Source organism: Roseicyclus sp. (assembly GCF_052168335.1).
In the GTDB taxonomy this organism is placed as follows: domain Bacteria; phylum Pseudomonadota; class Alphaproteobacteria; order Rhodobacterales; family Rhodobacteraceae; genus Roseibacterium.
This window is the reverse complement of the sequence record NZ_JBQLZP010000454.1, coordinates 1-26,551: the sequence shown is the minus strand read 5'-3', so window position 1 is coordinate 26,551 and position 26,551 is coordinate 1. Positions and strand designations below refer to the sequence as shown.

General features: G+C 69.8%; 27 protein-coding genes and 1 tRNA gene. 15 read left to right on the top strand and 13 right to left on the bottom strand.

Annotated features, from left to right (window positions below):
• From ACTS11_RS14005 to ACTS11_RS13985, 5 genes are all read left to right on the top strand, one after another.
• On the top strand, positions 1 to 274 hold a 274-nt coding region (locus ACTS11_RS14005; RefSeq protein WP_442640921.1), incomplete at its 5' end, for a thiamine pyrophosphate-dependent enzyme.
• A gap of 12 nt (positions 275 to 286) precedes the next feature.
• The gene (locus tag ACTS11_RS14000) at positions 287 to 1,282 is read left to right on the top strand and encodes an alpha-ketoacid dehydrogenase subunit beta (protein ID WP_442640920.1); all 996 of its coding nucleotides are present in this window, start codon (positions 287 to 289) and stop codon (positions 1,280 to 1,282) included.
• Complete coding sequence (locus tag ACTS11_RS13995; protein ID WP_442640919.1) at positions 1,272 to 2,579, top strand: biotin/lipoyl-containing protein; 1,308 nt, start codon at positions 1,272 to 1,274, stop codon at positions 2,577 to 2,579. The genes ACTS11_RS14000 and ACTS11_RS13995 overlap by 11 nt, the downstream gene beginning before the upstream one ends.
• A 17-nt stretch (positions 2,580 to 2,596) precedes the next feature.
• A complete protein-coding gene (locus tag ACTS11_RS13990) occupies positions 2,597 to 4,021 on the top strand; it encodes an NAD-dependent succinate-semialdehyde dehydrogenase (RefSeq protein ID WP_442640918.1) in 1,425 nt (474 codons plus the stop codon).
• A 7-nt stretch (positions 4,022 to 4,028) separates the two neighbouring features.
• A complete protein-coding gene (locus ACTS11_RS13985; RefSeq protein ID WP_442640917.1) occupies positions 4,029 to 4,904 on the top strand; it encodes a 2-oxo acid dehydrogenase subunit E2 in 876 nt (291 codons plus the stop codon).
• 307 nt (positions 4,905 to 5,211) lie between these two features.
• Here the strand turns inward: ACTS11_RS13985 and ACTS11_RS13980 are convergent.
• Together ACTS11_RS13980 and ACTS11_RS13975 are read right to left on the bottom strand one after the other, a co-directional pair.
• A tRNA-Met gene (locus ACTS11_RS13980) sits at positions 5,212 to 5,288 on the bottom strand.
• A gap of 152 nt (positions 5,289 to 5,440) precedes the next feature.
• Positions 5,441 to 5,851, bottom strand: a complete 411-nt coding sequence (locus tag ACTS11_RS13975) for a RidA family protein (protein WP_442640916.1) — start codon at positions 5,849 to 5,851, stop codon at positions 5,441 to 5,443.
• A gap of 241 nt (positions 5,852 to 6,092) precedes the next feature.
• On the opposite strand from ACTS11_RS13975, the gene ACTS11_RS13970 reads away from it, so the two are divergent.
• From ACTS11_RS13970 to ACTS11_RS13935, 8 genes are all read left to right on the top strand, one after another.
• Positions 6,093 to 7,088 (top strand): ABC transporter substrate-binding protein, encoded by a 996-nt coding sequence (locus tag ACTS11_RS13970; protein ID WP_442640915.1) that lies wholly within the window; start codon positions 6,093 to 6,095, stop codon positions 7,086 to 7,088.
• 74 nt (positions 7,089 to 7,162) lie between these two features.
• Positions 7,163 to 7,957: an ABC transporter ATP-binding protein gene (locus ACTS11_RS13965; RefSeq protein WP_442640914.1), complete on the top strand. Its 795-nt coding sequence runs from the start codon at positions 7,163 to 7,165 to the stop codon at positions 7,955 to 7,957.
• Positions 7,954 to 8,817 (top strand): ABC transporter permease, encoded by an 864-nt coding sequence (locus ACTS11_RS13960; RefSeq protein WP_442640913.1) that lies wholly within the window; start codon positions 7,954 to 7,956, stop codon positions 8,815 to 8,817. The genes ACTS11_RS13965 and ACTS11_RS13960 overlap by 4 nt, the downstream gene beginning before the upstream one ends.
• The gene (locus ACTS11_RS13955; RefSeq protein WP_442640912.1) at positions 8,817 to 10,091 is read left to right on the top strand and encodes a cytosine deaminase; all 1,275 of its coding nucleotides are present in this window, start codon (positions 8,817 to 8,819) and stop codon (positions 10,089 to 10,091) included. Before ACTS11_RS13960 ends, ACTS11_RS13955 begins: the two co-directional genes overlap by 1 nt.
• A complete protein-coding gene (locus ACTS11_RS13950; protein WP_442640911.1) occupies positions 10,092 to 11,504 on the top strand; it encodes an FAD-binding oxidoreductase in 1,413 nt (470 codons plus the stop codon).
• Between the two features lie 97 nt (positions 11,505 to 11,601).
• Entirely contained in the window at positions 11,602 to 12,183 is a 582-nt protein-coding gene (locus tag ACTS11_RS13945; protein ID WP_442640910.1) for an NAD(P)H-dependent oxidoreductase, read from the top strand.
• Positions 12,183 to 12,815 (top strand): NAD(P)H-dependent oxidoreductase, encoded by a 633-nt coding sequence (locus ACTS11_RS13940; RefSeq protein ID WP_442640909.1) that lies wholly within the window; start codon positions 12,183 to 12,185, stop codon positions 12,813 to 12,815. The genes ACTS11_RS13945 and ACTS11_RS13940 overlap by 1 nt, the downstream gene beginning before the upstream one ends.
• Positions 12,812 to 13,735, top strand: coding sequence for an isopenicillin N synthase family dioxygenase (locus ACTS11_RS13935; RefSeq protein ID WP_442640908.1), 924 nt, complete (start codon positions 12,812 to 12,814; stop codon positions 13,733 to 13,735). Before ACTS11_RS13940 ends, ACTS11_RS13935 begins: the two co-directional genes overlap by 4 nt.
• 99 nt (positions 13,736 to 13,834) lie before the next feature.
• On the opposite strand, the gene ACTS11_RS13930 is transcribed toward ACTS11_RS13935, so the two are convergent.
• The 11 genes from ACTS11_RS13930 to ACTS11_RS13880 all read right to left on the bottom strand — a co-directional run bounded on the left by ACTS11_RS13930 (position 13,835) and on the right by ACTS11_RS13880 (position 24,636).
• Positions 13,835 to 15,751 (bottom strand): beta-galactosidase, encoded by a 1,917-nt coding sequence (locus tag ACTS11_RS13930; protein WP_442640907.1) that lies wholly within the window; start codon positions 15,749 to 15,751, stop codon positions 13,835 to 13,837.
• Positions 15,748 to 16,608, bottom strand: a complete 861-nt coding sequence (locus tag ACTS11_RS13925) for an SMP-30/gluconolactonase/LRE family protein (protein WP_442640906.1) — start codon at positions 16,606 to 16,608, stop codon at positions 15,748 to 15,750. Before ACTS11_RS13925 ends, ACTS11_RS13930 begins: the two co-directional genes overlap by 4 nt.
• On the bottom strand, positions 16,605 to 17,222 hold the full coding sequence (locus ACTS11_RS13920) for a 2-dehydro-3-deoxy-6-phosphogalactonate aldolase (RefSeq protein WP_442640905.1): 618 nt from the start codon (positions 17,220 to 17,222) through the stop codon (positions 16,605 to 16,607). The genes ACTS11_RS13925 and ACTS11_RS13920 overlap by 4 nt, the downstream gene beginning before the upstream one ends.
• Positions 17,219 to 18,136 (bottom strand): 2-dehydro-3-deoxygalactonokinase, encoded by a 918-nt coding sequence (locus tag ACTS11_RS13915; RefSeq protein WP_442640904.1) that lies wholly within the window; start codon positions 18,134 to 18,136, stop codon positions 17,219 to 17,221. The genes ACTS11_RS13920 and ACTS11_RS13915 overlap by 4 nt, the downstream gene beginning before the upstream one ends.
• Positions 18,133 to 18,903, bottom strand: a complete 771-nt coding sequence (locus tag ACTS11_RS13910; protein WP_442640903.1) for an SDR family NAD(P)-dependent oxidoreductase — start codon at positions 18,901 to 18,903, stop codon at positions 18,133 to 18,135. Before ACTS11_RS13910 ends, ACTS11_RS13915 begins: the two co-directional genes overlap by 4 nt.
• Entirely contained in the window at positions 18,900 to 20,240 is a 1,341-nt protein-coding gene (locus tag ACTS11_RS13905) for an alpha-glucosidase/alpha-galactosidase (RefSeq protein ID WP_442640902.1), read from the bottom strand. Before ACTS11_RS13905 ends, ACTS11_RS13910 begins: the two co-directional genes overlap by 4 nt.
• 31 nt (positions 20,241 to 20,271) lie before the next feature.
• Positions 20,272 to 21,120, bottom strand: coding sequence for a carbohydrate ABC transporter permease (locus tag ACTS11_RS13900; protein WP_442640901.1), 849 nt, complete (start codon positions 21,118 to 21,120; stop codon positions 20,272 to 20,274).
• A 1-nt stretch (position 21,121) separates the two neighbouring features.
• A complete protein-coding gene (locus ACTS11_RS13895) occupies positions 21,122 to 21,481 on the bottom strand; it encodes an MmcQ/YjbR family DNA-binding protein (RefSeq protein WP_442640900.1) in 360 nt (119 codons plus the stop codon).
• Positions 21,478 to 22,404: a carbohydrate ABC transporter permease gene (locus ACTS11_RS13890; protein ID WP_442640899.1), complete on the bottom strand. Its 927-nt coding sequence runs from the start codon at positions 22,402 to 22,404 to the stop codon at positions 21,478 to 21,480. Before ACTS11_RS13890 ends, ACTS11_RS13895 begins: the two co-directional genes overlap by 4 nt.
• Positions 22,405 to 22,407: 3 nt before the next feature.
• Entirely contained in the window at positions 22,408 to 23,304 is an 897-nt protein-coding gene (locus ACTS11_RS13885) for a hypothetical protein (RefSeq protein ID WP_442640898.1), read from the bottom strand.
• 72 nt (positions 23,305 to 23,376) lie between these two features.
• Positions 23,377 to 24,636, bottom strand: coding sequence for an ABC transporter substrate-binding protein (locus ACTS11_RS13880; RefSeq protein WP_442640922.1), 1,260 nt, complete (start codon positions 24,634 to 24,636; stop codon positions 23,377 to 23,379).
• A gap of 129 nt (positions 24,637 to 24,765) precedes the next feature.
• Here ACTS11_RS13880 and ACTS11_RS13875 point away from each other — a divergent pair, with 129 nt between their 5' ends.
• Together ACTS11_RS13875 and ACTS11_RS13870 are read left to right on the top strand one after the other, a co-directional pair.
• Positions 24,766 to 25,557 carry an IclR family transcriptional regulator gene (locus ACTS11_RS13875; protein WP_442640897.1) on the top strand — a complete coding sequence of 264 codons (792 nt, stop codon included), beginning with the start codon at positions 24,766 to 24,768 and terminating at the stop codon, positions 25,555 to 25,557.
• Positions 25,558 to 25,584: 27 nt separating this feature from the next.
• On the top strand, positions 25,585 to 26,551 hold a 967-nt coding region (locus ACTS11_RS13870; RefSeq protein WP_442640896.1), incomplete at its 3' end, for an ABC transporter ATP-binding protein.

The window sequence follows — 26,551 nt, the reverse complement described above, 5'->3', positions numbered from 1 at the left end:
GGAGCTGATGACCTACCGCTACCACGGCCACCACGTCGGCGACATCAACCGCGAATACTACCGCTCGAAGGACGAGGAGCGCGACTGGAAGGAGAACCGCGACCCGATCAGCCGCTTCCGCGCCTTCCTCGTCTCGGAGGGGATCGCCACCGAGGAGGAGATCGAGGCGATGAACGCCGAGATCGCCGGCGACGCGGCGGACGCCGTCGCCTACGCCGAGAAGGCGCCCTACCCGCCGGCCCACGAGGTCGACATGCACGTCTTCGCGGATTGAGGAGAGAGCGCGATGCGAGAGATCACCCTGTCCCAGGCCGTGAACGAGGCGCTCGCCGAGGAGATGCGGCGCGACCCCACGGTCTTCATCCTCGGCGAGGACGTGGCCGAGGCCGGCACGCCCTTCAAGGTGCTGTCCGGTCTCGTGGAGGAATTCGGCACCGGACGCGTCATCGACACGCCGATCTCGGAGCCGGGCTTCGTCGGCATCGCGGTGGGGGCCGCGATGACGGGGGCGCGGCCCGTCGTGGACCTGATGTTCGGGGATTTCCTCTACCTGGTGATGGACCAGCTCTGCAACCAGGCGGCCAAGCAGCACTACATGTCGGGCGGCAAGCTGACGGTGCCGATGGTGCTGCGCACGAACCTCGGCGCGACGCGGCGCTCGGCCGCGCAGCACAGCCAGTCGCTCCAGGCGCTGGTGGCGCATGTCCCGGGCCTGAAGGTCGCCCTGCCGTCCTCGGCCTACGAGGCGAAGGGCCTGATGAAGACCGCGATCCGGGACAACAACCCGGTCGTGATCTTCGAGGACAAGCTCATGTACCAGGACAAGGCGCCGGTGCCCGAGGAGGAATACCTGATCCCCTTCGGGCAGGCGAACGTGAAGCGCGAGGGGCGCGACATCACGCTGATCGCCACCTCGTCGATGGTCCAGGTGGCGGAGAAGGCGGCGGCCATTCTTGCACAAGACGGAATCGACGCCGAGGTGATCGACCCGCGCACGATCGTGCCTCTCGACGAGACGACGCTGCTCGAGAGCGTCAGGAAGACCTCGCGGGCCATCGTGATCGACGAGGGCCACCAGAGCTACGGCGTCACAGCCGAGATCGCCGCGCGCCTGAACGAGAAGGCGTTCTACCACCTCGACGCGCCGGTCCTCAGGATGGGGGCGATGGACGTGCCCGTGCCCTTCAGCCCGGCGCTCGAGGACCTCACGGTGCCGACGCCGGAGGCCGTGGCGGAGAACGCCCGCAGGCTCTGCGCCGGGGAGCTCATCCATGCCGCATGACGAAACCTCCGGTTTCAGGCCGCATGACGTGACCATGCCCCAACTCGGCATGGCGCAGGACGCGGGGCGCATCGTGTCGTGGCTGAAATCACCCGGCGATCCCGTGGCGCGGGGCGACGCCCTCTTCGAGGTCGAGACCGACAAGGCGGTCATGGAGGTCGAGAGCCCGGCGGACGGATTCCTCGTGGGCGTCTGCTACGGCGAGGGGGAGGACGTTCCCGTCGGCAGGGTGATCGCCCGCATCTCGGACAGCGCCGGGGAAGACGGCGGCCCGCCCCCCGCAGCGCCGGACCCCGAACCTGTCGGCGATGCCACCGGCGACCTGCCCGAGGGTCATGCCGTCACCATGCCCCAGCTCGGCATGGCGCAGGACACGGGCCTCCTCGTGAACTGGCTGAAGGCGCCCGGCGACGAGGTTTCCGCCGAGGACATCCTCTTCGAGGTGGAGACCGACAAGAGCACCATGGAGGTCGAGGCGGGCCGCAAGGGATGGCTGGCCGCGACGCTCGCCCAGGCTGGGGAGGAGGTGCCGGTCGGCGATCCGGTCGCGATCATCACGGACAAGAAGCCGGAGGCACCCGTCGCCCGGTCGCGGAAGGACGGCGGCGCCCCTGCCCCGGCGCACACGGTGGCCGAGGCTGCCCCGGCGCCGCGGAAGGCCGAAGCGGCACCGAAAGCCGCCGCCGCGCGCGGCGGCCGCATCCTCGCCTCGCCCAAGGCGCGGCGGCTGGCGCTGGAACAGGGGCTCGACCTGAACCGCCTCGCCGAGGCCGGCCATCCGCAGCCCTTCCACGTCGCGGACCTCGAGGCCTTGCGTGCGATGCCTGCCGCCGCCCCGGCGGCCACGCCCTCCGCATTGCCGCGGCGCCTGACGGCCGCCTGCGCGCGGGACGGACTGTCGGAGTTCGCGCCCTGGGCCGAGGAGCACGGCCTCCACGCGGACGCGGTGCTCGCGGGTCTCGCGGGGGCGAGCCTCGGCGCGGACGGCGGCGTTGCCGTGGCCGTCGAGCGCTTCGGCGCCGCGCAGGCCTTCGCGGTGCCGCCCGGACGCAGGCTGTCGTCCGTCACCGCGTCGGACGAGACTCCTGCCCTCCTCGTCCGCGACCTGCGCGGCACGCCGATCTCGACCGTGGCCATGGGCGCCGAAACCATCCCCGTCCTGACCATCACCCGGGACGGCGACGGTCTCTGCATCACGCTGGAATGCCCCGCGGCGGGTTTCGACGCAAGCGCGGCGATCCGGCTTCTCACCGACTTCGCGGGCCGGATGGAGCAACCGCTCCGCCACCTGCTCTGACCGACGGAGTGCCTCTCATGGACTACACCGACCTCTACATCGACGGCGAATGGCGCAGCACGACCGAGCGCTTCGACGTCATCAATCCCGCGACCGAGGAGGTGCTCGCCTCCGTCGCCTCCGCCGACATCGCCGACGCCGACGCGGCCCTCGACGCGGCCGAGCGCGCCATGGCGGACTGGGCGACGCGCAAGCCGCGCGAACGCTCCGAGGTGCTGCGCCGCGCGTGGGAGCTGATGACCGCGCGGCTCGATCATTTCGCGCACCTGATCACCCTCGAGAACGGCAAGGCGGGCGCCGATGCGCGGGGCGAGGCGGCCTACGCCGCCGAGTTCTTCCGCTGGTTCGCCGAGGAGGCGGTGCGCGCGGACGGCCTCATCACGCACGCGCCCTCCTCCGGCGCCCGGATCATCGTGCAGCACAAGCCCGCGGGCCTCGCCGTCCTCGTGACGCCGTGGAACTACCCCGCCGCCATGGGCACGCGGAAGATCGCGCCGGCGCTCGCCGCGGGCTGCGGCGTGGTGATCAAACCGGCCTCCGAGACGCCGCTGACGATGCTGGCGCTGATGCCGCTGCTGGAGGAGGCGGGGGTGCCGAAGGGCCTCGTGAACGTCCTGCCCTCGCGCAGGACGGGCGCGCTGGTGGACCACATGCTCCACGATCCGCGCGTGCGGGTGGTCAGCTTCACGGGTTCCACCGGGGTCGGGCGCAAGCTCCTGAAATCCGCCGCCGACCAGGTGCTGAAGCCCGCGATGGAACTCGGCGGGAACGCCCCCGTGCTGGTTCTGAAGGACGCCGACATGGACACCGCGATCGACGGCACGATGCTCGCCAAGATGCGCAACCTCGGCGAGGCCTGCACGGCCGCGAACCGCATCTATGTCCACGAAGACCTCGCCGACGCCTTCACGGCGAAGCTCGCCCGGCGGATGTCGGCGCTGAAGGTGGGCGACGGAACCGATCCGTCGGTGGATGTCGGTCCCCTCGTCAACCGCGAGACGCGCGACAAGGTGGCGGAGTTCGTCGCCGACGCGCTCGCCAAGGGCGCGCGGCTCGAATGCGGCGGCACGGTGCCGAACGGGCCGGGCTTCTTCTATCCTCCGACGGTGCTCTCGAACGTGCCGGAGACCGCCGACTGCGTCCATGACGAGATCTTCGGCCCCGTCGCCGCGATCCAGACCTTCGCCGACGAGGAGGACGCGATAAGGCGCGCCAACGACACGGAATACGGGCTCGTCGCCTACGTCTTCGGCAAGGACTTCCGCCGCGCGATGCAGGTCTGCGAGCGGCTCGACTACGGCATGGTGGGCCTGAACCGGGGCCTCGTCTCGGACCCCGCCGCGCCCTTCGGCGGCACGAAGCAGTCGGGCCTCGGCCGCGAGGGCGGGCACGAGGGGATGCTCGAGTTCATGGAAACCCAATACATCTCGGCGGAATGGTGAGGCGGCCATGAGCGACATCACGGCAAGCCCCTCCACCCGCCGCCTCGCCCTCGAGAAGGGCGTCGATCTCGAGGCGCAGGCCCGCAAGCTCGGGCGCAGGACGCTCGGCCCCGAGGATCTCGAGAGCGGCCCGCCCCCGCGCACCACGGGCGACACGGCCTATTGGGAGGTGGACCACGCCGCCCACGGCCCCGTCACCGAGGAGCCGATGAGCCGCTTCGCCCAGGTCTCGGCGCGGAACCTTGCGGCGGCGCAAGCGCTGATCCCCGCCGTGACCCACCACGACCGCGCCGACGTCTCGGCCATCGAGGCATTGCGCGGCGCGTGGAAGACCGAGGCACAGGCCCGCGGTGTCAAGCTCACGGCGCTGGCCTTCCACGTGGCGGCGCTCGCGCGTAGCCTGCGCGCGTTCCCGAAGCTCAACGCCTCGCTCTCGGCCGACGGCGCGAAGCTGATCCTCAAGGACTATGTGCATGTCGGTATCGCAGTGGATACCGCGCACGGCCTCATGGTTCCCGTGATCCGCGATGCCGACCGCAAGGGGCTCTGGACCATCGCGGCCGAGATCGCGGACCTCGCCGCGCGGGCGCAGGCGCGCAAGATCGGCCCCGACGAGATGGGCGGCGCCTCGATGACCATCACCAATCTCGGCGGCATTGGCGGGACCGCCTTCACCCCGATCGTCAACCCGCCCGAGGTCGCGATCCTCGGCATCACCCGCACCGAGACGGTCACGGTCTGGGACGGCGACACGCCCCGCCCGGTGCCGATGGTGCCGCTCGACCTGTCCTACGACCACCGGGTCATCAACGGGGCCGATGCCGCGCGTTTCCTCGCCCTGTATGCGGGGCTGATCGCCGATCCGCGACGGATGATGGTCTGATCGCATGGCAATGTCTGCGGGCTTCGCGTCGGCGACGCCAAGCCCGCGACCTGCGCTGAACGGCGGGAGGAGGGGGGCGCTGGCGTTGGTCGCCGCCGTGGCGCTCCACACCCAACGGCGAGGGGGGATCACTCCCGCGCGCCGGGCGGCCTTGCCGCGGCGCCGCAAGGACCGGGTCGCCGCGCCCGTGGGCTCGGGCGCCGTCGTCCGGTGGCGCGTCTCGCACCCCGGCGCCACCCGATGATGCACCTTCCGCGCCGGGCATGACGCCGCCCGGGAGAACGCCACCGACAAGTCCGGGAGAATCTGGTAGCGGAGGAGGGACTTGAACCCCCGACACGCGGATTATGATTCCGCTGCTCTAACCAACTGAGCTACTCCGCCACGCGGCGGGGAGGTATGCCAAGCGTCCACCTCCGTCAACCGAAAAACGCCCGCACGGCGGGCCGGAGACACCCGAAGAACGCCCGCTCGGCGCGGGGGCGTCAACCGTAGCACACCCGCAAGCCGGGTGGCGGCCGAGCGGACGGCGCCCGTCAGCCGGGCGGCAGGCGGGCCGCGGTGACTTCGACCTCGACCTTGAATTCGGCCCTGGTGAACCCCGACACGATCACCAGCGTCGATGCCGGCAAGCGCGCGAGGCCCGCGCACCAGCGGTCGCGCGCCGCCATGTAGCCGGCCATGTGCGCGCGGTCGGTGACGAATGCGTTGATGCGCACGGTATCGGCGCGGGAGAAGCCCGCCTCTCCGAGGATCGCGTCGATGGCGGCGAAGCAGAGGTCGGCCTGCGCCTCGACCGCCTCGGGGACGACATCCTCCGGCGTGATGCCGAGCTGGCCCGAGGTGAACACCCACTCCGCGCCCACGGGCACGTGGGTGCCGTGCGAATAGGCCGCGAAGGGTGGGCGGAGGGCCGCCGGCACGAGGGCGGAGAGGCGGTCGGACATGGTCTGACTCCGAGTTGTCGCGCGAGTCAGACAAGCGGCGCACCTGCGCCATTGTCCAGCCCCGGAGGGGCCTTGCGATGCACCGAATGCGCAAAGCTTGGGCACAAGGCGCCGCCCTGCCGGAAATTCGGGCGCCGGGGGCAAGGCCGGTCGCCGGACGACCCCCGGACGCTTCCCCGTCTTCAAGCCGCTCCTAGTCTCGCGGCAGTCACAAGACCACCACACCGGGGAGATTCCAGGGATGTACCGCACCTCCATACTCGCGCTCGTCGCGGGCCTCGCGGCAGGCACCGCCGCCGCGCAGGACCTCACGCCCGTGACCTTCGGCACCAACTGGCTCGCCCAGGCCGAGCACGGCGGATTCTACCAGTCCGTCGCGGACGGCACCTACGCGGAATGCGGCCTCGACGTCGAGATCGTCTCGGGCGGGCCGCAGGTGAACAACCGTGCCCTCCTGATCGCCGACCGCATCCAGTTCCACATGGGCGGCGACCTCCTCCAGGCGTTCAACGCCGTGGCGGAGGGCGTGCCGGTCGTGGCCGTCGCCGCCACCTTCCAGAAGCACCCGCAGGTGATCCTCGCCCATCCGGGCGTCGCCGACACCTGGGAGGAACTGCGCGACCTCACGCTCCTGATCGGGGACAACGGCTTCGCCTCCTTCTACCAGTGGATGATCGCGGCACACGGCTTCACCGTCGAGCAGCGCCAGCCCTACACCTTCAACCCCGCCCCCTTCCTCGCCGACACGCAGCTCGGGATGCAGGGCTTCCTCTCGTCCGAGCCCTACCTCGTCGAGCGCGAGGGCGGCTTCACCCCGAACGTCTTCCTGATCGCGGACGCGGGCTATGCCACCTACGCCACCACGATCGAGACGATGGCGAGCACGATCGAGAACAGCCCCGAGGTCGTCGAGTGCTTCGTCAACGGGTCGATCCTCGGCTGGTACAACTACCTCTACGGCGACAACGCGGCGGCGAACGAGCTGATCCTCGCGGCCAACCCGGACATGACGCAGGACAAGATCGACTACGCCATCGCCAAGATGATCGAATTCGGCATCGTCGATTCGGGCGACGCGCTGACGCTCGGCATCGGCGCGATGACCGACGAGACGGTCGGCAGCTTCTACCAGGCGATGGTGGATGCAGGCGTGGTCGAGGACGGCCTCGACTGGCAGTCGGCCTACACCACGCAGTTCGTTAACCAGGGTCTCGGGCTGGAACTGCGGCCGCAGTGATGCGACGCTGAGGCAGGCGGCCCGCGCGCACCACGGCGCGGGTCGCCGCATCGGTTCAGGAAGAAGGCGCAGACATGGCCGTCCGCCATCACGATACCCTGCCCCTCGGGCAGCGCCCGCCGCTTCTGCGGCTCAACCACGTCGACAAGGTCTTCGGCGGCGACGTGGTCGCGCTCAAGGACATGAGGCTGCAGGTCAACCAGGGCGATTTCATCTCGCTCCTCGGGCCTTCGGGCTGCGGCAAGTCCACGGCGCTCAGGATCATCTCGGACCTGATGCACCCGACGCGCGGCCGCGTGGAATGGGAGGGCGGGCAGGGCCGGGGCGATCTCGGCGTCGTCTTCCAGGAACCGACGCTGATGCCCTGGGCGACGGTGGCGCAGAACGTCTGGCTGCCCTTCCGCCTCTCGGGCAAGAGCTATGCCGAGGTCAAGGACGACGTGCTCGAGGTGCTGCGCCTCGTCGGCCTCGAGAAGTTCCTGAACGCCTATCCGCGCGAGCTGTCGGGCGGCATGAAGATGCGCGTCTCGATCGCGCGCGCCATCGTCACGAACCCGCGCCTGATCCTGATGGACGAGCCCTTCGCGGCGCTCGACGAGATCACCCGCCACAAGCTCAACAACGACCTTCTGAAGCTCAAGGCGCAGATCGGCTGCACCGTGATCTTCGTCACGCATTCGGTGTTCGAGAGCGTCTTCCTCTCGGACCGGATCGTGGTCATGGCCGCGCGCCCCGGCCGGGTGCTGACCGAACTCGAGGTCGACGAACCCTATCCGCGCGGAGAGAGCTTCCGCACCTCGCCCGAATACGCCGCCCATGCGCGGCGCGCCTCCGAGGCGCTGAAGGAAGCCATGGGAGAACCGGCATGAGCCTCGCTGACGACCAGTCGCTCGCGCTCGCGGGCGCCCGCGACGAGGACGAGGTCCGCCGCGCCCGCGCGGCCCGGATCGAGAAGACGGCGAAATGGGCCCTGCCCATCGTGATGATGGTGCTGGCGATCCTCGGCTGGAGCTGGGTCGTCACCGCCAACGAGATCCCGCACTACATCCTGCCCGGCCCCGGCCTCGTCTGGGACAGCCTTGTGAACGACTGGGGCATCCTGGTGGAGGCGGCCTACCTCACGGGCTGGATCACGCTGGTCGCGCTCGTCATGGCGGTGATCGGCGGGGCAGGCCTCGCCATCCTGTTCAACCAGTCGAAGATGCTGGAGCTCAGCTTCTACCCCTACGCGGTGATCCTGCAGGTGACGCCGGTGGTCTCCATCGCGCCGCTCATCTTCATCTACGTCGACTCGAAGATCGCGGGGATGCTGCTCTGCGCCTGGCTGGTGGCCTTCTTCCCGGTGCTTTCCTCCACCACGCTCGGCCTCAACTCGGTCGACCACAACCTGCGCGACCTCTTCCGCACCTACGGCGCGACGCGCTGGCAGAAGCTGCGCTTCCTGCAACTGCCCTCCGCGCTGCCCTACTTCCTCGGCGGCCTGCGCATCGCGGGCGGGCTCAGCCTGATCGGCGCCGTGGTGGCCGAGCTCGTGGCGGGCACGGGCGGCATCGGCACCGGCCTCGCCTTCCGCATCCAGGAAGCGGGATACCGCCTCAACATCGCGCGGATGTTCGCGGCACTCGCCCTCGTCGCGGCGATGGGCGTCTTCATCTTCGCGGCGCTCAGCATCCTGTCGCACCTCCTGCTGCGGAAGTGGCACGAAAGCGCGCTGAGCCGGGAGGGATGATGGACTTCCGCAAGCTACCGCTGGGCAACTTCACGCTCACGAACGTGACGGTTCCGGCCTGCCTCATCGGGCAGGCGGGCGACCTGGTGACGACCGAGGTCTCGATCGAGAACGGGCGCATCGGCGCGCCGCAGCCCGTCGCCGTCGACATGGCCGGCGCCATGGTCTTCCCCGCCTTCGTCGACATGCACACGCATCTCGACAAGGGCCATATCTGGCCGCGGAGCCCGAACCCCGACGGCACGTTCATGGGCGCGCTGAACACCGTGATGGCCGACCGGGGCGCCAACTGGTCGGCCGAGGACGTGCGAACGCGGATGGACTTCTCGCTCCGCTGCGCCTTCGCTCACGGCACGCGGGCGATCCGGACGCACCTCGACAGCATCCCGCCGCAGCACGCCGTCAGCTTCCCGGTCTTCCGCGAGTTGCAGGCCGAGTGGGCGGGGCGGATCGAGTTGCAGGCCGCGAACCTGATCCATTCCGGGCTCGGCGGCCTCGACGGCCCTCTGCCCGAGATCGCGGCCGAGGTCGCCCGGACCAAGGGCGGCGTCCTCGGCCTCGTCACCAACCCGATGGACGGCCTCGACGAGGTGCTGCGCGGGTTCTTCGGCCTGGCCGAGACGCACGGGCTCAGGACCGACTTCCACGTGGACGAGACGATGGACCCGGGCGTCGAGACGCTGCGCACCATCGCCGAGGTCGTGCTGGAGACGGGGTTCCAGGGCGGCGTGGTCGTGGGGCATTGCTGCTCGCTCTCGGCGCAGGACGAGGCGCGCGCGATGGACACGCTCGACCTCGTGGCGAAGGCCGGCATCGATGTCGTCAGCCTGCCGATGTGCAACCTCTACCTCCAGGACCGGACGGCCGAGGGCGTCGCCCGGACGCCGCGCCGGAGGGGCATCACGCTGGTCCACGAGATGCGCGCGCGGGGCATCCGCGTCAGCTTCGCCTCGGACAACACGCGCGATCCCTTCTACGCCTACGGCGACATGGACATGCTCGAGGTGATGCGCGAGGCGACCCGGATCGGGCATCTCGACCATTCCCGCGCCGACTGGACGACGAGCTTCGTGGCCGACCCGGCGGCGACCTGCGGCTTCGCTCCGCCCTCGCTCGCACCCGGCGCGCCCGCCGACCTCGTGATCGTGAAGGCGCGGTCCTGGACCGAGCTCTTCTCCCGCCCGCAATCCGACCGCATCGTGCTCCGGGACGGTGTCCAGATCGACCGGACGCTGCCCGACCATGCCGAGCTCGACCACCTGATGAGGACCTGAATGTTGCCCAACGTCGCCGCGGCCAAGGCCGCCCTCGCCCATATCGAGCAGGACGAGAACCCGGCCACCATCCGCGCGAAGAGCCGCGATTTCTTCTGGTACTCACCGGTCCTGAAGGAGGCGATGGACCACCTCGAGGCGGATTTCGTGGTGAACCCGAAATCCGAGGCCGAGGTGATCGAGGTGCTGCGCGTCTGCTACGCCCATGACGTGCCGGTGACGACGCGGGGCGCGGGCACAGGCAATTACGGGCAGGCCATGCCGATGCGCGGCGGCTGCGTCATGCACCTGCGCCACATGGACAAGGTCCGGGAGGTGCATCCGGGCCGCGTGATCTGCGAACCGGGCATCCTGCTGAAGGACCTCGACGCCTACTGCAAGGCGCATTCGGGGCAGGAGATCCGCATGTTCTCCTCGACCTGGGCGACGGCCACGATCGGCGGTTTCATCGCGGGCGGCTCGGGCGGCGTGGGCTCGGTCCACTGGGGGTCCTTGCGCGACCTCGGCAACATCATCCGCCTTCGCGTCGTCACGATGGAGGCGGAGCCGCGCGTCCTCGAGTTCCGGGGCGAGGAGCTGGCGCGGGTCAGCCATGCCTACGGCACCAACGGGATCATCACCGAGCTCGAGATGCCGCTGGCGCCGGCCTATGACTGGGTGGAGATCTTCGTCGCCATGAAGGACTTCATGGACGCCGCGCGCTTCACCGACAGGCTCGCGAACCAGGACGGGATCCTGCTGAAGCTCGCCTCCGTCTACGAGGCGCCGGCGCCCTTCGACTACTTCACGCGGGTGAAGCCGCATATCGAGGCAGACGACACGCTGATCGGGCTGATGGTCGCGCCGCAGTCGATGGACGGCTTCCTGACCTTCCTCGGGCGGAACCCCGACGCGCGGATGATCTACCGCTCGGACGACAACGACTGGCCGCGGACGCCGGGCCCGGTCTTCGAATACGGCTGGAACCACACGACTTTGCGCGCGCTGAAGGTCGATCCGTCGATCACCTACCTGCAGGTGCGCTACGGCTTCCCCGAGCACCTCGCGCTGATCGAGAAGATGCGCGACGCGCTGAGCCCCGAGGTTCTCCAGCATCTCGAGGCGATCCGGATGGAGGGCAAGATCGCCTTCGCCGGCCTGAGCCTCGTGAAGTTCACCACGAAGGAGCGGCTCGACGAGATCGTGCGGATGCACGAGGAGGCGGGCGCCCTGATCTTCAACCCGCACCGCTACACCCTGGAGGAGGGCGGGCGGCAGTCGGCCGACCAGCGCCAGCTCGACTTCAAGCGCGAGGCCGATCCCAAGGGGCTGCTGAACCCGGGCAAGATGGTGAGCTGGGACACGCCCGATTTCGACTATGCCGAGATGTACCGCTATCCCGCGATGACCCCGAAGCCCGAGGCGGCCGAGTGAGGTCTTTCGCCGCCTTCGGCGCCGACCCTGGCGAGGGGGCCGACTGCCCCCTCGCGCTCCCCCGTGCGGATTTTTGGAAAGATGAAGGGAGGGGCGCGTGAGGCGGGCGCTGGTGCTCTTCGCGCATCCCTGTCCCGAGAGCTTCTCGGCCGCGCTTCATGCCACGGTGGTGGAGCGGCTCGCGGCCTCGGGCTGGGAGGTCGACGACTGCGACCTGAACGCCGAGGGCTTCAGCCCCGTGCTGACCGAGGCCGAGCGGCGGGGGTATCACGAGGTGGGGCAGAACATCGCGCCGGTGGCGGGCTACGTCGAGCGGCTCCGCGCGGCCGAGGCGCTCGTCATGGTGTTCCCGGTGTGGAATTTCGGCTATCCCGCGATCCTGAAGGGGTTTCTCGACCGGGTGTTCCTGCCCGGCGTCTCCTTCCGGCTGGAGGACGGGAAGGTGAAGCCGAACCTGACGCATATCCGCAGGCTCGCCGCCGTGACGACCTATGGCGGCACGCGGATGCGCGCGCTCCTCGTGGGCGACCCGCCGCGCAAGTGCGTGACGCGCGCGGTCTGGCATGTCTGCCGCCCCGAGAAGATGCGCTACCTCGCGCTCTACGACATGAACCGGGCGGGCGACGCGGCGCGCGGGGCCTTCCTCGGGCGGGTGGGACGCGAGATGGAGGCGTTCTGATGCGGGCCCTCGTCGTCTACTGCCATCCGCGCCGCGGCAGCTTCACCGAGGCCGTGCGCGACGTGGTGCTGGCGAAGCTGGCGGCGGCGGGAGCGGAGGTGCGGCTGCGCGATCTCTATGCCGAGGGCTTCGACCCGGTGCTCAGCGGCCACGAGCACGAGATCTACGAGGACGAGGCGCGCAACCGGGAGGGTGTGCGGGACCACTGTGCCGACATCGCCTGGTGCGACACGCTGATCTTCGTCTACCCGACCTGGTGGTACGGGCTGCCCGCGATGATCAAGGGGTGGCTCGACCGGGTGCTGGTGCCGGGCCTCGCCTTCCTTATGCCGGACGCGCAGAACGCGAACATCCGACCCGGCCTCACCAACGTCACGCGGCTCGGCGTCTTCACGACCTGCGGGGCGAGCTTCTGGTTGACGCGGTTCGTCGGCGCGCCGGGGCGGCGGACGCTGCTGCGGGGCGTGCGGCTCCTCTGCGCGAGGCGGTGCCGGACGGTTTTCGCCGCGCATTACCTGATGGACAGTTCCACGGGGCCGAGCCGGGAGAAGCACCTCGCGCGCGTGGCGGCGAAGATGGACAGGCTGACGGGGCCGCTGCCCCGCGCATTGCAGAAGGAGGCGGCGGCATGATCCCGGTGCTCGACTTCACGCGGTTCTCCGGGGGTACGGACCGGGATGGCTTCGTCGCCGATCTCGGCCGGGCGGCGCGGGGACCGGGGTTCTTCCTCCTGACCGGGCACGGGGTCGATCCCGCGTTGCAGGCCGGAGTCTTCGCGCAGGCGGATCGGTTCTTCTCCCTGCCCTTGGGGGAAAAGGAGAAGGTCTCGATCCTGAAGACGCCGCATTATCGCGGCTGGGCGCATGACGGGCTCGAGAGCCTCGACGAGACGAGCGGCCAGAAGGACCGGAAGGAGAGCTTCAACATCGGCTTCGACATGGACCCGGGCGATCCCCGCGTCCTCGCGGGCGAGCCGTTCCGGGGCGTGAACCTCTGGCCGGACCTCCCCGGCTTCCGCGAGACGATGCTCGCCTACTACGACGCGGCGCTCGACCTGGGCGTGCGGCTCTCGCGGGCGATCGCGCTCGACCTCGGGCTGCCGGAGGCGCATTTCGAGAGCGTCTTCCACGAGCCGCTGGCGGCGCTCAGGGTGCTGCACTACCCGCCGGGGACCGGGGCGGCTGGCGAGATCGGCGCGGGCGCGCATTCGGATTACGGGGTCGTCACGCTCCTGATGACGGATGGCGAGCCGGGGCTGCAGGTGAAGCCGCGCGGCGGCGACTGGACGGACGTGCCGCATGTCGAGGGTGCCTACGTCGTCAACATCGGCGACTGCCTGATGCGGTGGACGAACGACATCTACGTCTCGACGCCGCACCGCGTGCTGCCGCCGAAGCGTCAGCGGCGCTCGGTCGCGATGTTCGTCGAGGCGAACCCGGATGTCGTGGTCGCGGCGCTGCCCGGGACGGGGGAGCCGAAATACGCGCCCATCCGGGCGGCGGATTACCTGCAATCAAGGCTCGACGCGACCTACAACGAGTCGGTCGGGTAGGGCGGACCTGCCCTGCCGCCAAGGGCGGCGGACCTGCCCTGCCGCCAAAGGCTGCGGACCTGCCCTGCCGCCAAGGGCGATGGCGGGACGTGTCCCGCCCTACCAGGCGACGCCCGCCGGCGGGATGGTGCGGCCCTCGAACACCACCTCCTCCGGCCCGTGGTTGAAGACGAAGCGCGTGTCGCCGGCCTGCCGCACGCGGATGTCGGGGGGAAGGTCGAGCGTCTCGACGCCCGCCTCGGCGCAGGCCCGGATGAGGAGGTGGCGCAGGAAGTCCGGATCGGGCCAGCCGCCGAGATAGGTGAGGTTGCCCGCGCGCATGGCGACGGGGCGGCCCTGGGCGTCGCGATCCACGACCTCGGCCGTGCCCTCGAGTTCCTCCCGCCAGAGCGTCACGTGGCCCGCGCGCTCCATCGGGACCGGCATGTCGGGGCGCAGCGTCTCGACCCGCGCCACCGTCGCGTCGAGGCCGGGGATGGCGGGCGGAAGCGGCACGGGCGTGGCGAGCGCGGCGGTCTTCGCGTTCGTGCGGGGGCCGAGGAGGACCTGCGCCGTCGTCTCGCCGAGCGCGCGCTTCAGCGGCTCGGACAGGGTCACGAGGCCGGGGACGAGGACGAGGCGATAGCCCGCGAGGCTGTCCGTGTCGGGCGGCAGGATATCGACCGAGAGGCCGAGCTTGCGGAGGCCCCGGTAGACCTCGAACACCAGCCGGAAGTAGTCGCAGCCCCTGCCCTGCGGCTGCACCGTCCAGGCCCAGGCGGAGGTGTAGTCGAAGACGAGCGCGACCCGCGCCTGCCCGAGACCGACCTCCGGCATCTCGGCGAGTTCGTCGGCCACCTGACGCGCCTCGGCGAAGGCGGGGGCTTCGGCGCTGTCGGGGCGCAGCAGCCCCGCGTGATACTGCTCCTGCGCGAAGGGGGCCTGCCGCCAGCGGAAGTAGCTCACGCATTCCGCGCCGTGGGCGAAGGCCTCCCAGGTCCAGAAGCGCACCATTCCCGGCAGCGGCGCGGGGTTGTGCGGGGCCCAGTTCACCGGACCCGGCTGCTGCTCCATCACCCACCAGCGCGGCGCCTCGGCGTCGAAGCGGGAGGCCACGGCGCGGTAGAGGTCGTGGTGGAAGGCCTGGAAGTCCGGATCACCCTGGCGGGCATAGCGGCGCTTGTGCTCGGGCGGCTCCTCCAGCCGGTCCTCCAGGAAGCCCAGCGGATAGCTGTCCCAGGTGGCGATCTCCATCTGCGCGCCGAGCGCGAAGTGGTCGAACTCGACGATCCGGCCCATGTAGTTGTGGCTGATCGGCGCGTCGGAATGGCGGCGGATCGCCTCGACCTGCGCCGCGTTCCAGCGCGCCACCTGATCGGAGGAGAAGCGGCGGAAGTCGAGCGCGTGCGAGGGGTTCGGCTCGGTCACGGTCAGGTTCGGCAGGTCGATCTCGTCGAAGCTCTCGTACTCCATCGACCAGAAGACGTTGCCCCAGGCGCGGTTAAGGGCATCGGTGCTCTGGTACTTCTGGGCGAGCCAGTCGCGGAACGCGGCGCGGGCGGCGGGCGAATGGCTGATGACCGTGTCGTGGCAGCCGTATTCGTTGTCCGTCTGCCAGGCGCCGAGCGCCGGGTGGCGGCCGTAGCGCTTCGCCAGTTCCTCGGCGATGCGGGCGGCCTCGGCCCGGTAGCCCGCGTGGCTGAAGCAGTAGTGCCGGCGCGAGCCGAAGCCGCGCGGCCGGCCTTCCGCGTCATGGGCGAGCATGTCGGGGTGGCGCTCCAGCATCCATCGGGGCGGCGTGGCGGTGGGCGTGCCGAGGACGATCTTGAGGCCCGCACCCCCCAGCGTCTCGAAGGCGCGATCCATCCAGCCCCAGTCGAAGCGGCCGGGGCGCGGCTCCAGCCGGGACCAGGCGAACTCGCCGATGCGCACCCAGGTGAGGCCGAGGTCCGCCATGCGGCGCGCGTCCTCGGCCCAGACCTCCTCGGGCCAGTGTTCCGGGTAGTAGCAGGTGCCGAGCGTGCGCCTGAGGCTCACGGAATCACCCTGTGCTCGGCCTGCCCGCGCGCGCGGGTCGCGACCGCCAGCGTCATGCCCGAGCGCGGCGCCTCGTCCATGGCGTCCGACGGCAGGCCCTGCCGCGCCGAGGTCACGTGGAGCGTCGAGAGGTCCGGTCCGCCGAAGGCGGGGCACGTCGGCTGCGGCACGTCCAGTGCGATTTCTTCTATAAGATCACCCTCGGGCGAATAGCAGGCGACCCGCGATCCGCCCCACTCGGCGCACCAGAAGCGGCCGTCCGCGTCCACCACGGCGCCGTCCGGGTTGATCCCGCTCTCCCGGTGATCGAGCCAGACCTGCCACTCGCCCTCGGGCCAGCCCTCGCCGTCGAGCGGGATGCGCCAGACGATGTGCTCGTCCGTGTCGGCGAAATAGGCCGTGCGCCCATCCGGCGCGAAGCAGGTTGCGTTCGGGATGGTGATGCCGTCGCGCAGCGTGACGACCTCGCCCCGGTAGTAGCGGTAGAGCGCGCCCGCGCCCTTCTCGGCGTTCTTGCCCATGGTCCCGATCCAGAAACCGCCGAAGGGATCGGCCCGCCCGTCGTTCGAGCGCGTCGCGGCATTGCCCGCCTCGAGCGGGGCGAGACGCTCCTCCGTGCCGTCGCGCAGGTCGAAGCGGAAGATGTCGCGCTCGCTCGCGATGAGCAGCGTGTCGCGGTCGATCCAGCCGGAGGCGCTCACGTGCCGGTCGAAGCGCCATTCGCGCGGCGCGCCGTCCTCGCGTGTCATCAGCCGCTTGCCCATGATGTCGAACCAGAAGAGCTGCCCGCGCTCGGGGTGCCAGAGCGGCCCTTCGCCGAGGATGCAGGCGCGGTCGTCGAAGGTCTTCACATTCATGCCGAAACGCCTTTCGTCGCGTCGTCCCAGGCCGAGACGATGCGGCGCGCACGCGCGGCCACGTCCTCGACGCACATCCCCGGCTTGTAGAGCGCGGTGCCGATGCCGAAACCGTCGGCGCCCGCGTCGAGCCAGTCGCGGAAGTTCTCGGGCCCCGCACCGCCGACGGCGAAGACCTGCGTGCCCTTGGGCAGCACGGCGCGCAAGGCGGCGAGGCCCGAGGGCCCCGTCTGCGCCGCCGGGAACAGCTTCAGCCCGTCCGCGCCGGTCCTCAGCGCCGCGAAGGCCTCGGACGGGGTGAAGACGCCCGGCCAGCTCTGCAGGAGCAGGCGCTTGGTCTCGATCACCACGTCCGGGTCGAAATTCGGCGAGACGATGAGCTTGCCGCCCGCGTCCGCCACCTCGCGCACCTCGTCGGGGGCGGTGACGGTGCCCGCCCCGATCAGGGCATGCCCGCCGAACGCGTGCGCCATGGCCGCGATGCTCTCGAGCGGGCGGGGCGAGTTGAGCGGAACCTCGATCCGGTCGATGCCCGAAGCGATCAGCGCTTCGGCCACGGGCAGCGCCTCGGGCGGTGTCAGGCCGCGCAGGATGGCGATGATCGGACGGCTCATGTCGTGGTCTCCCGCAGGGCGGCCCAGGCCCGCGCGAGGCCGAGGCGGGTGAGCGGATCGGCGTCGAGCGTGCGGACGGCGACGCCTTGCGACGCGAGCGCCGAGGCATAGAGCGCGGCCAGCGCCGGCGCGCCCGCCACGGCGACCTCCCGGCCCAGCCAATAGGGCCGCGCGCCCGCCAGTTCCGCACCGACGAGCAGGCCCGAGAGCCGCGCGCGCGCCACCTCCGGCCCGAGGCCGGCAAGGACGCTCTCGGCCCGGATGGAGAACAGCCGCTGCGCCAGCCGCTCGGGCCGCGAGAGGGCCTCGGTGACGGCCTCGAGGAAGGCGTCTTCGTCCGCGCCCGCCCGTGCGACGGAGTGGCGGAGGACCGACCGCTCGGACAGCAGCTCGAAGAGCTCGCCCGTCATGTAGGACTGGAAGCTCACCACCTCCTCGGCGCTCAGGTGGACCCACTTCGTGTGCGTGCCCGGCAGGCAGAGCACCCCGTCGAAGCCCGGCGCCTCGGCGAGGAAACCGGCGATCTGCGTCTCCTCTCCGCGCATGACGTCGGGCGGCGCCTTCTGCGAGAGGCCCGGCAGGATCGCGACGCGGAGGCGGGGGTCGCGCGTCGCGACGGGGACGGGCGGAAGCTCGGCAGGCCTGGCGGGGACGGAGGCATAGGGCGCCTCGGCCCAGCCCTGGCGCGAGCCGACCATACCGCAGGCCAGCACCGGCGTGATCCCGGCGCCCAGCCACGGCTCGATCAGGCGGAGGAGCGCGGGCTCGAACTCCTCGCGCGAGAGGGCGCCCATGCCGTCGTCCGAGCGCGCTTCGGCCCGGTGCGTGCCGTCCTCGGCCATGGCCCAGGCGCGGACATGGGTGGTGCCCCAGTCAACGGCGATCCAATCGGCGTATGTTGCCCGCGCGCTCATCCCGTCACGACCACCCCGCCGTCGATGACGAGGGCCTGCCCCGTCATCATCCGGCTCGCATCGGAGGCGAGGAACAGCGTGCCACCGGTGATGTCGCGCGGCTTCAGATGCTCCTTCAGGCACATCTTCTCCATGTGGGCGGCGAGGTCCTCGGGCGAGGCCCACATCTCGAGCTGCTTGTCGGTCAGCACCCAGCCCGGCATCAGCGCGTTCACCCGGATCGCGTCCGGGCCGAACTCGCGCGCGAGGCTGCGGGTCAGCGCCGTGATCCCGCCGTTCGCGGTGGTGTAGGCCGGGTAGCCCGCGTTGCCCATCATGTAGGAGATCGACGAGAAGTTGACGATGGAGCCGCCACCCGCCGCGCGCATCCCCGCGACCACCGCCTGGCAGGCGAAGAAGTAGGCCTTGAGATTGATCGCCTGCGACCAGTCCCAGAAATCCTCGGTCACTTCCTCGGTCCGGTGGCGCTTGTCGTTGGCGGCGTTGTTCACCAGCACCGTGACCGGTCCATGCGCCTGTGCGGCCGTGCCGATCGTGTCCTGGAGCGCCGGGATGTCCGTGATGTCGCAGGGCAGGAAGAGCGGCCGGTTGCCCGTCAGGTCCGCCATCTCCTCGACGAAGAGCGAGGCGTCCGAGCGCTGCACGAAGGCGACCTTCGCGCCCTGCCGCAGGAAGGCCTCCGTCAGGCTCGCGCCGATGCCCGAGCCGCCCCCGGTGATGAAGACGGAGCGACCCTCGAGGTCGGGGAATTTCGGGTCGGTCGTCATGCTGCCCTCCGGGGCCGCGCGAAGGCGGGGATCATGTCGCCATGGGCCGCGAGCAGGTCCGTCACGAGGCTGCGGATCTGGCGCAGGTCGAGTTCGGCCGCCGTGTGCGGGTCCATGTAGGCGGCGTGGTAGACATGCTCCACGTTCTCTTCAACCAGCGCCCGGACCACCAGTTCCTGCACGTTCACTTGCGTGCGCATCAGCGCGACGAGCTGCGGCGGGATGTCGGTCACGGTCGTCGGCTGCACGCCGTTCGCATCGACCAGCGCGGGCGTCTCGACGGCGGCACCCTGCGGCAGCTGCGGCACCTGACCCCGGTTCGGCAGGTTGGCGTAGGCGACATAGGGCGTATCCGTGACGACGGCGTTCATCATCTCGGCGGCGAATTCGTGGGACTTTCTCACCTCGATGCCGGCGGCGGTCTTCAGGCGCTTGGCCTGCTCGGCCCAGCCTTCGGCCTGCTCGACGCAGCGCAGCGGGTATTCGTCGAGCGGGATGCGGAATTCTTCTATCAGATCCTCGCGCCCCTCCTTGATGAACCAGGGCACGTATTCGGCGAGATGCTCCGAGCTTTCGGTGCAGAAATGGCCGAGATGGTCCATCACCTCGTAGCGCACGCGGTTCCAGCAGCGCGGCATGAGGAGCGGCGGCTTCGGCAGGCGCCCGGCGCGGTAGCCCTCGCGCAGCGCCGGGTAGAGGTCGCGCCCCCGGTGCTCCAGCCGCAGGAAGAAGGCGACGTGGTTCACCCCCGCGACACGGTATCGGATCTCGTGCGCGGGCAGGTCGAGATCGTGGGCGATCTCCTCGACCGTGTTCTGCACCGAATGGCAGAGGCCCGCCTGCCTGAGGTTCGGAAACCGCTCGGCCAGCGCCCAGGTGTTGATCGCCATCGGGTTCACGTACTGGAGGAGCAGCGCGTCCGGGCACAGCCGCGCCATGTCGGCGGCGACCTCCCAGAGGTGCGGCACCGTCCGCAAGCCCCGCATGATGCCGCCCACGCCCAGCGTGTCCGCGATGGTCTGGCGGAGGCCGTATTTCCGCGGCACGTCGAAGTCGATCACGGTCGAGGGTCGGTAGCCGCCGATCTGGAAGGCCGTCACCACGAAGTCCGCGCCCTCGAGCGCCCGGGCCCGGTCGGTCGTGGCCTCGACGGTCGCGCCGGTGCCCATGGTCGCGATCATCTTCTCGGCGACCATCCGGCTCTCCTCCAGCCGCACGGGGTCGATGTCCATGAGGGCGATGCGGGCGTCCCTCAGCGCCTCGAAGTGGAGCATGTCGCCGACGATGTTCTTCATGAAGATCGTCGAGCCCGCGCCGATGAAGGCGAGTTTGGTCATGTCTTGGCGGCCCTCCGGGGCCCGGTCTGTGTCATTTCACGGCCCCGAGCGTGAGGCCCGCGATGAAGTGGCGCTGCATCAGGAAGAACATCATCACGGGCGGGATCGCCGCGACGATGCTGCCCGCGCTCATCAGGTGATACTGCGCGACGAACTGGCTGTTGGACGAGGTGATGCCCGCCGTCACCGGCTGTGCGTTCGGGCCCTGCGTCAGCACGATCGCCCAGAAGTAGTCGTTCCAGATGAAGGTGAAGATCAGGACGGAAAGCGCCGCGATGGCCGGCCGCATCAGCGGCAGCACGACGAACCAGAAGATCCGCCACTCCGCCACGCCCTCGACGCGCGCGGCCTCGATCAGCTCGTAGGGCAGCGCGCGGATGAAGTTGCGCATGAAGAGCGTGCAGAACCCGGTCTGGAACGCGATGTGGAAGAGGACGAGGCCGAGTTTCGTGTCATAGAGCCCGAGGTCCACCGTCAGGTCGCGGACGGGCACCATGAGGATCTGGAACGGCACGAAGTTGCCCGCGATGAACATGAAGAAGATCAGGAGGTTGCCCCGGAACCGGTAGACCCCGAGCGCGAAGCCCGTCATGCAAGAGAGCGCCACCGCCCCGATCACGGTCGGCACCGTGATGAGCACCGAGTTCCACAGGTAGCGCGGCATGTCGCTCTCGAAGAAGACGCGGCCGTAGTTGGTGAAGAACTCGAAGGACGAAGGCACGCCCCAGTAGTTGCCCGCCCCGAAGTCCGAGAAGGGCCGGATCGAGAACAGCATCACCGCGATCAGCGGCAGGAGCCAGAGCACCATCGCCAGCGGCAGGAGCGTCTGGTAGGTGATCTGCGCCGCGCGGCTGCGCTGCTGGATGGGGGTGGGGAACATCTCAGGCCTCCTCCCTCGGCGGCAGCGCGTCGCGCTCGGATTTCTTCAGCGAGGCGCGCACGAGGTCGTAGGACACGATCAGCCGGTGGCGCAATTCCTCGAGGGTCACCCGGTCATGGGGCAGCGGCACCCACGAGGCGTGGAAATACCGCGCCTTGATCGCCCCCATGGTCTCGATCAGCATCCGCGCGGCCTCGGCGTCCGGCGTCTTGACCGACACGCCGTCGCTGTCGTCCTGCGAGCCGACGCAGGCGAACATCTTTCCGCCAACCTTCCAGCTGATCAGCTCGGGCGGATGCGCCAGCACCGCGCCCGGAAGGGCCGAACAGATCGCGTCCACCTGGTCCCGCGTCACGCTCACCGCCGCGCCTCCTTCTCGTCACGCCACATCTGCCAGAGGAAGTAGGCGATGAAGACGAGCATGATGAAGAAGAGCACCACCGCGATCGCCGAGCCGTAGCCCATGCGGAAGCCGAACTCGGAAAGCGCGCGCTCGAACATGTAGAAGCTGAGGACGCGGGTGGAGCCGAAGGGCCCGCCGTTCGTCATCACCGAGATGAGGTCGAAGGACCGGAGCGCGCCGATGATCGTCACCACGAAGGCGATGAAGGTCGCGGGCTTGAGCTGCGGCAGGATCACGTACCAGAGCATCTTCCAGCCCTTCGCCCCGTCGAGGCGCCCGGCCTCCACCTGCTCGGGGTCCACGGCGTTCAGGCCCGTGAGATAGAGGATCATGCAATAGGCCGTCTGCGGCCAGAGGCCCGCCGCGATGATCCCGTAGGTGGCGAGCGAGGGGTCGCCGAGAACGTTCACCGTCTCGAGGCCGAAGAAGGTCAGCACCCCGTTCAGCAGCCCCTCGCGCGGCAGGTAGAACCACGAGAAGACGAGGCCCACCACCACCTGGCTGAGAACGAAGGGGAAGAAGAACATCGACTTGTAGAGCCGGATGCCCGTCACCGTCTGGTTCAGGAACAGCGCGATGAAGAGCCCGAGGGGAATGGCCAGCAGGTAGAGCACCAGCCATTTCACGTTGTTCCAGAGCGAGATCTCGAAGTTCCGGTCGGTCAGCAGTTCCTGGTAGTTGGCGAGGCCGATATAGGTCGCCTCGCCGAGGCCATCCCAGCGGTAGAGCGAGATCTGGAAGGACTGGAAGATCGGGCTGATGACGTAGACGAGGAAGAACAGGACGCCGGGCAGCAGGAACAGGATCGGCGTCACCGTCATGCGGTTGCGCTGGAGCCAGGTGGGCTCGGAGGCGGCGTCGTGCATCCGGGTCGTCGCCATGGCTCAGGTCTCCTCCAGGACGGGGGCGGGCCTGCCGTCGCCGATGACGGCGGCGTAGTCGCCGAAACGCGCGTCGAGCGCCGCGTCGATGATGCGGTCGGCCCCGGTCTCGCGTGCGGCGCGGGCAGAGGCCTCGGCGGCGGCGAGAAGCGCCTCGATCTCCGCCGCGCCGTGGCCGTGACCCGCGAGGATGCGGCGCAGGTTGCCCGCGATCTCGTCCTCCGAAAGGCGGGCATTCACCCGGCCGGGCGGCGCGATGGCGTCCATCACGCGCTCCGCCTCGGGCGTGGCGAGGCGCAGGATCGGCGCGCCCGGCAGGCGGTCGGGCGCATGGTAGTCGTAGGCGACGACGCGGCCCGACACGGCGCCGCGCAGGCGGCCGAAGTGGCGCGCGTAATCGAAGGTCTTGAACCAGTTCCAGAACTGGGTGCCGCCATGGTGCCGCCCGGTGAAGTGCAGCCCGCCCGAGCGGCGGATCTCGAGGTAGCCCTGCAGCGGATCGAGGTGGATGCCGTGCTTGGTCAGCTCCGAGGCGAGGGACCGGAACACCTCGCTCGGCCTGCGGAGTGCGGCGACCCAGACGATCTCGGAGGCGCCCGCGTCCCGCGCGGCGGCCTCGATGGCTTGCGCCTTCTGCGGAACATGCAGGACATAGTCGAGCTCCTCGCTCGACAGGAGCGCGGTGCGCGCGCCCGCGCCGCGCGCCTCGCCGAGGTAGTCGGCGATGGCGCCCGTCTCGCCCCGCAGGAGCGCCCAGGCCAACTCGTGATGCGCGGGATAGCCCGGATGGACCCGCCAGAACACGCCCGCACCGGCCAGGATATCCGCGTTGTCGCGGCATAGCGTCTGGAACGCCGTGCTGGCGGTCTTGTGCAGGCCCATGTGCAGGACGAGGCGCATCGGCGGCGGGTCTCCGGGTGGAACGGTCCCGCCCGGACACGCGGTCCGGGCGGGCTCTGGCCGAAGGGCCGGTTACTGGTAGATGCGCTGGCGCGCGGCCTCGAGACGCTGGAGGATGTCCTCGAGGTTGTCGGGGAACACCATGAACTCCTGCAGGCCTTCCATGCCGACCGAGGCCATCTCGGCCGGGAAATCGCGGTCGAAGAACTGCGCGATGCCGCCCGTGGCGTTGTTCGACAGCATCTCGAAGCCCTGCTGGACGAACTCGTCATCCGCAACGCTCGCGTTCGCGTTCACCGGAAGCTGGCCGAGACCTTCAGGCCCGTTGATGCGGGTCTGCACCTCGGCCGAGGTCACGTACTGGAGGAAGGCGCGCGCCGCGTCGACGTTCTGCGCGCCTGCGGCGACGTGGAACGTGTCGGTCGGAGCGTCCTCGCCCATGGCGGTGACTTCGGGGTTGATCATCGGGAACTGGTAGAAGTCGAGCTGGTCGTCGGTCAGCCCGCCGTTCCGCAGCTGGTCGACGGCGAAGTTGCCCATCAGGTAGGCCGTGGCCTCCCCATTGATCATGAAGGGCAGCGCCTCCTGCCAGGAATAGGTCTGGTGATCCTCGATGTAGGCGCCCATGTCGATGAGGGTCCGCCAGTTGGCGAAGGTCTGGCGCACGCGGTCGTCCGTCCACGGGATCTCGCCGCGGGCGAGCTGCATGTGGAAGTCGAAGCCGTTCGTCCGCATGTTGAGGTAGTCGAACCACCCGCCGGCGGTCCACAGGAACTTCGTCCCGATCGTGTAGCAGGCGCGGCCCGAATCGACGATCACCTGGCAGTTGGCGAGCTCCTCTTCCCAGGTCGTGGGCTCGCTCAGGCCGAGCTCGTTGAAGATGTCCTCGCGGTAGTACACGCCCCACTGGTAGTAGGTGTAGGGGATGCCCCAGACGCGGTCGTCCTGGGTCAGCGCGCCGCGCACGGACTCGAGGCCCTCGAAGTCGCCCGCGTCCCACCACTCGGTGATGTCCATGAACAGGCCCGCATCGACATAGGGCTCCATCCGGTTGGCCGCGTACCAGTTCACCACGTCCGGCGGGTTCGCCGACAGCGCGTTGCGGATCTGCGTCTTCCACGCCTCGCGGTCGACGATGGTCAGGTCGACCGTCAGGTTCGGGTGCATCTCGTCGAACTCGGCGGCGAGACCTTCCATGACCGCGCGGGGTCCGGGGTTCGACATGTCCGAGATGATGCGCAGCGTGCCCGAAAGCTCCTGCGCCCAGGCCGTTCCGGCCAGCATCGTGGCCCCGGCCAGCGCCGCGGCGCCGGTCTTGAAGATGGATCGCATGGTGTCCTCCCTGGTGATCCGGTTCGCAATGTGAAGTTTCATTATGTGAAACTTGGTTTCTTATATTGAAATCCTAGCGCGAGTCAGCCTAGCCTTGTCAACAGCAAACCGGAGAGGAGGCGTCGCGTCATGGCGTCGGAGGCGAAAGGCGACGGGACCGTGGGCAAGGCGCTGGCCGTGCTCGACGACGTGGCCGCGCGCGGCCGCCCGGTCCGCTTCTCCGAGCTGATGGAGACCAGCCCCTTCCCCAAGGCGACGCTCTACCGCTTCGTGCAGGTGCTCACCAAACAGGGAATGCTCAGCTACGACCCCGAGCGGCAGACCTACGCGCCGGGGCTGCGCCTCGTGCGGCTGGCCCATGCGGCGTGGCAGGCCTCCTCGCTCGCGCCCATCGCGCGGCCGCACCTCGACCGGCTGAGCCGCGCGACGGGCGAGACGGTGCATCTCGCGCAGCTCGATGCGGGGCAGGTCCTCTACGTGGACAAGCGCAACGCGGCCGAGCCGGTCGAGATGTATTCGCAGGCCGGCAAGGTCGGACCCGCCTACTGCACCGGCGTCGGCAAGGCGATGCTGGCCTACCTGCCCGAGGCGGAACTCGGTCGCGTGCTCCAGCGGCAGTCCTGGCACCGCTTCACGCCGAAGACGATCACCGATGCCGCGCGGATGCGCGAGGAACTCGCCGCGATCCGCGCGCGCGGCCACGCCTTCGACGACGAGGAGCACGAGCCGGGCATCATCTGCATCGCGCTGCCGATCCTCGCGCGCTCGGGGCGAGTGCTGGGCGCGCTGTCGGTCACCTCGACCACGGCGCGGACGGACCTCGCGGGGCTGACCGCCCTGTTGCCCGAGATCCGGCGCGCGGCCGACGCCATCGCGGGCGAGGCGCAGGACTGGCGCTTTCCGGACGAGGCCGCGGAATGAGACGACGAGCGAGGGAGGGCGTCCGCAATGTCGGGACTTGAGCTGAGGAACGTCATCAAGCGATACGGCGCGACGCAGGTGATCCACGGTGTCGACCTGACCATCGACCACGGCGAGTTCTGCGTCTTCGTCGGCCCTTCGGGCTGCGGGAAATCCACGCTCCTCAGGATGGTGGCGGGCCTGGAAGAGACGAGCGAGGGCCGCATCTCCATCGGCGGGCGCGACGTGACGCGCCTCGACCCGGCCGAGCGGGGCGTCGCCATGGTGTTCCAGACCTACGCGCTCTACCCGCACATGACCGTGGCCGAGAACATGGGCTTCGGCCTCAAGATGACGGGCCACCCCAAGGCCGAGATCGCCGCCAAGGTGGCCGAGGCGAGCCGCGTCCTGAAGCTCGACGATTACCTCGACCGGAAGCCCAAGGCGCTGTCGGGCGGGCAGCGTCAGCGCGTCGCCATCGGGCGGGCCATCGTGCGGGGGCCGGAAGTCTTCCTCTTCGACGAGCCGCTGTCGAACCTCGACGCCGAGCTGCGCGTCGAGATGCGGGTGGAGATCGCGCGCCTCCACCAGGAGATCGGGGCGACGATGATCTACGTCACCCACGACCAGGTCGAGGCGATGACGCTGGCCGACAAGATCGTGGTGCTGCGCGCGGGACGGATCGAGCAGGTCGGCCGCCCGCTCGACCTCTACAACGACCCCGACAACCGCTTCGTGGCGGGCTTCATCGGAAGCCCCGCGATGAACTTCTTCGAGGGGCGCGCCGAGGGCGGCACCGTCACCGTGCCGGGCCTCGGCGGCGCGCGCCTGTCCGCGCCGGGCAGCCTCTCGGCCGACGGGCCGGTGACCGTCGGCCTCCGGCCCAACCAGATGAGCCTCGCCGAAGGCGACAGCCACGTGGTGGAACTGTCGGAGCACCTCGGCGGCGTCAGCTATCACTACCTCACCACGCCCGACGGCGGCCGCCTGATCGTCGAGGCGCACGACCAGCAGG